The organism is Kitasatospora sp. NPDC059599 (assembly GCF_042735125.1).
Classification (GTDB): domain Bacteria; phylum Actinomycetota; class Actinomycetes; order Streptomycetales; family Streptomycetaceae; genus Kitasatospora.
In genome coordinates this window covers 1-4,084 of sequence record NZ_JBHWCL010000279.1, presented here as the reverse complement: position 1 = coordinate 4,084, position 4,084 = coordinate 1, and the positions used below count along the sequence as shown (strand labels likewise).

The 4,084-nt window shown below is 67.5% G+C and carries 5 protein-coding genes; 2 read left to right on the top strand and 3 right to left on the bottom strand.

All coding sequences use genetic code 11. From position 1 onward, the window contains the following. From ACFV04_RS43445 to ACFV04_RS43435, 3 genes are all read right to left on the bottom strand, one after another. A partial coding sequence (locus tag ACFV04_RS43445; protein ID WP_380536600.1) for a condensation domain-containing protein occupies positions 1-1,369 on the bottom strand: 1,369 nt, incomplete at its 3' end. Positions 1,370-1,749: 380 nt separating this feature from the next. After that, the gene (locus ACFV04_RS43440; protein WP_380350153.1) at positions 1,750-2,121 is read right to left on the bottom strand and encodes a phosphopantetheine-binding protein; all 372 of its coding nucleotides are present in this window, start codon (positions 2,119-2,121) and stop codon (positions 1,750-1,752) included. 219 nt (positions 2,122-2,340) lie between these two features. Next, positions 2,341-2,634, bottom strand: coding sequence for a DUF6191 domain-containing protein (locus ACFV04_RS43435; RefSeq protein ID WP_380350156.1), 294 nt, complete (start codon positions 2,632-2,634; stop codon positions 2,341-2,343). Between the two features lie 392 nt (positions 2,635-3,026). On the opposite strand from ACFV04_RS43435, the gene ACFV04_RS43430 reads away from it, so the two are divergent. Together ACFV04_RS43430 and ACFV04_RS43425 are read left to right on the top strand one after the other, a co-directional pair. Continuing rightward, on the top strand, positions 3,027-3,245 hold the full coding sequence (locus ACFV04_RS43430; RefSeq protein ID WP_380350158.1) for an MbtH family protein: 219 nt from the start codon (positions 3,027-3,029) through the stop codon (positions 3,243-3,245). 179 nt (positions 3,246-3,424) lie between these two features. Next, positions 3,425-4,084: condensation domain-containing protein (locus tag ACFV04_RS43425; protein WP_380536598.1), on the top strand; the 660-nt coding region annotated here is incomplete at its 3' end.

The following is a 4,084-nucleotide window of genomic DNA, read 5'->3' as shown; positions in this document are numbered from 1 at the left end:
CGTCCGGGATGCAGTTCGAGACGGACGGGTCGTCGGGAGCGGTGTTCCGCACGGCGGCCGGCACGCGTTCCGCCTCGGTGCGGACGTCGATCCGGCTGATGCGCCGTTCCGGATCCGAGACGATGGTTTCGAGTAGTCCGACCAGTCGGCCGGCGATTGCTTCGACGGCGTCCTCATCGAACAGATCGGTCCGGTACGCGAGGCGCAGCCGCATCCGCTCGCCCGGCACGACGGAGAGACAGAGTGGATAGTGGGTGACGCCGTCGCCGTGCGTTCCCAGACCGGTGAGGCGCAGACCGCCGCTGAACTCCGCGAAGTCGGCGAAATCCAGCGGGTAGTTCTCGAAGACGGTGGTGGTGTCGAAGAGTTCGGTGTGGCCGGCAGTCTGCTGGATGTCGGCGAGGCTGAGGTGCTGGTGGTCGAGGAGTTCGGCCTGTTCGCGCTGGATCCGGGCGAGGAACCGGGTGAGCGTCTCGGCGAAGTCCAGGCGGATCCGGACCGGGACGGTGTTGATGAACAGGCCGACCATGGTGGTGATGCCGGGGATCTCCGGGGGGCGTCCGGAGACGGTGGTGCCGAAGACGACGTCGTCGCGGCCGGTGAGGGCGGCGAGCAGCAGGCCCCAGGCGCCCTGGATGAGGGTGTTCGGGGTGAGGCCGTGGCTGCGGGCGTGCTGGTGGAGCCGTCGCGTGAGGTCGGCGCTCAGATGCCGGCTGATCTGGTGGGGGACGTCCCGGGGGCGGTCGAGTTCCCCGGAGCTGAGCCGGCAGGGCTCGTCGAGGCCGTCGAGTGCCGTGCGCCAGGCCGTGCGGGCCGCCTCCTGGTCGCGGTCGGCGAGCCAGGCGAGGTAGTCCCGGTAGGGGGCGGCCGGGGCCAGCGCCTCCTCGTCGGCGCTGTAGAGGGTGAACAGTTCGCGGATGAGGGTGGGGACGGACCAGCCGTCGAGCAGAATGTGATGGATCGTCAAGGCGAGGGTGTGGTGCTCGGGGGCGTGACGGATGAGCGCGAAGCGCAGCAGCGGGGGCTTGGCCAGGTCGAATCGCCGTGCCCGCTCCTCCGCGAGGAACTTCGCGACGGTTTCACTTCCGGCGGCGAAGTCAGCCTGGGTCCACGGGAGTTCGACCTCGTCCGGGATCACCTGGAGTGGCCGGCCGGTGGCGCGGGTGAGGAAGCGCGCGGACAGGTTGGGGTGGCGGTGCAGCAGTGCCCGCGCTGCGGCCTGCAGCCGTCGGGCGTCCAGTTCGCCCTGGAGTTCCAGCGCGAGCTGGACGACGTAGACGTCCGACGCCTGCTCGTCGTACATCGCGTGGAAGAGCAACCCTTCCTGCAACGGTGCCAACGGCAGGATGTCCAGGAAACTCGGCTGCATGAGATCTGCCCCTTTGGGTCCGTTGGGTCCGTGACGCGTGTTGCCGGAAGAAGAAGGGAGTTGGTCTGCCCGCCGCGGTGACTTCAGCGGGGAAGCGGCTTCGATCAGGGGCAGAAACAAGCGGGCATGCGAAAGCGCACACTCGGCCGTGGCCTCGCGGCGCAAAGCGTCCGCGGGCCCGGCCAGGTATGTGGGTGAGATGTCCTGCTCGCCTCGACGGCGGAGTGGTGCTGTCGCATGGGGCGCGGGATCGGCGTGCCGGCCGTGCTGCCGCTGTTGCGTGAATCGCCGGTCTGCGGGAGCCCGCCGGTCTGCGGGAGCCCGCCGGACTGGGTGAGCAACCGTACGGTGTGGCTGCCGACCGGGTGAAGTCGTGTGCCCTACTTGAGCTGTCGGGCGATGTCGTCCAGCTCCGTCGGGGAGAGCGGCACCAGCGGGCGGTCGTGCCGGTCGGCGGGCGCGGCGCCGTCGCTCTGTGGTGCGTCGGAGCGGGGCCCGTCGGTTCCCGCGGGTGGCACGTCGCGTGCGACGGCGGCCAGTTCGGCGACCGACTGGAGCAGGAAGACCTCGCGGCGGCTGATCTCCAGGCCGGCTTCCCGAGCCCGGGCCACCAGCTGCATGGCGACGACGCTGTCACCGCCCAGATCGAAGAACCCGTCGTCGACCCCTACCTGCGGACGGTTCAGGACCTCGGCGAACAGTTCGCGGAGAAGGTCCTCACGGGACGTCCGGGATTCAGACTCGGCGGCCATTGTGCTGTACCCCCATGCACGGTTCGGAAGAATCGCTGCTTCGTTTGCGCACTCGCGCTAGCAGCTTCGTCTCCGGAACGCTATGAGGAGGACTGTTGACGTGTACATCATCCTAAGGGTCGGTTTTTGGGCTTCCTCCCCCATTGGGAGGAGAGGCGGGAGGGCGGCGCGGCGGAGCGTTCGCCCGGAGTGAGCACTCCACCGCGTTGGCTCACCGTTTCAGTCGCCGGGCTTTTCGTTCTCGCGATCGTTCTCCGTGGGGCGCGAGATGACGGCCCGCCCCGACTTCAGGTCGATCGGGGGCGCCCCGCTGCCTTCGTCCTCCTTGGGCAGCTGCTGTCGCTGGGATTCATCCCGTACGTGTTGCTGGGCCGGATGGAAGACGTCCATGAATTCGAAGTTCGAGGCGTAACCTGAGGTTTCCCGGCGCTTCCTGTTGAGCCAGCGGATGATGCCCACGCCGAGGGGTGCGAGTACCAGAATAGCAGCGAGGGCGATTCCTAATTCCAACATTCAATATCCTTGCGCTTGCCGATCATTGCTCGTACAAGCAATGTGACGCGTGCTAACGGATGGTCATTGTAGTCGAGGGCGCGCCCCGGCGGTACGCTACCCGGTCGTCGGTCGACTTGAACCACCCTTCCTGGTAGGCGCGTTGAGGAAGCTGTCGGCCCAACCGGGATGTGCCGGGTCGCCGGCTGTGGGGTCGGGGCCCGGACCCGGCCCGCGGTCGGTCCTTCTCCCCCGATCGGAGGAGAAGTGGCGGAAACGAGCTCCTTCGACCGGCCCAATTCTCGCGGCGATGGGTCCACGGAAGGATTTACCGTGCGCCACTGTGGCCCCTAGTGTCGGCGGCTGGGTCTGGCACCGGGCCCGCGATCCGGATATGGGAAAAGGAAGCAATGATGGCGAATCCGTTCGAATCCGATGACGCCGAATATCGGGTCCTGCAGAATGGCGAGAAGCAGTACTCGCTCTGGCCCGCCGCACTGGATGTGCCGGCCGGATGGGAGGTCGTGAAGGATTCCGACACCCGGAGCGCCTGCCTGGAGTACGTCGAGAACAACTGGACGGACATGCGGCCTGCCAGTCTGGTCGCGGCCATGGAATCCGCCGCCGGCTGAGGCGGCCTCGCGCGGTAGCCCGCCGGTCTGGCAAATGGTCACGACCTGGAACGTCCCCCCCCGGATGACACGGAAAGGCTTGAGCCGCTTTGAGCACCCCTGATTTCTCTGCTGAGTCTCGGCGGCCGGCCCACCTTGGAAACCCGTCGGGCACGGAGCAGGATCCGGCTGGGTTCCCGTTGTCGTTCGCGCAGCAGCGTCTCTGGTTCTTGAACCAGTTGGGCCGCAACCAGCAGGAGTACCTGGTTCCCCGCGTCCTGCGGTTGCGGGGTGTGGTGGATGTGGGGGCGTTGGAGTCGGCGTTCTCGGGTTTGGTGGCGCGGCATGAGGTGTTGCGGTCGCGTTTTGTGGTGGGCGTTGGTGGTGAGCCGGTTCAGGTGGTGGATGAGCCGGGTGTGGTGCGGGTTTCGGTGGTCGATCTGTCGGTGATCGGGGATGTGGCCGTGCGGGAGGCGCGGTTGCGTGGGGTGGTCGAGGCGGAGGCGGTGCGGCCGTTCGATCTGGCGGTTGACGCGTTGTTGCGGGTGTGTCTGGTGCGGGTGTCGGCCGAGGATCATGTGTTGGTTCTGGCGATGCATCACATCGTGGCTGACGGTTGGTCGATCGGTGTGTTGTCGCGTGAGTTGGGTGAGTTGTACGCGGCGGCGGTGGAGGGCCGTGGTGGTGTGTTGCCGGTGCTTCCGGTGCAGTATGCGGATTTCGCGGTGTGGCAGCGGGAGTGGTTGCGGGGTGGGGTGCTGGAGCGGCAGCTCGGGTACTGGCGTGGGCGGTTGGCGGGTGTGGAGCCGTTGGAGTTGCCGACGGATTTCGTGCGGCCGGCGGAGCGGTCGGGTCGGGGT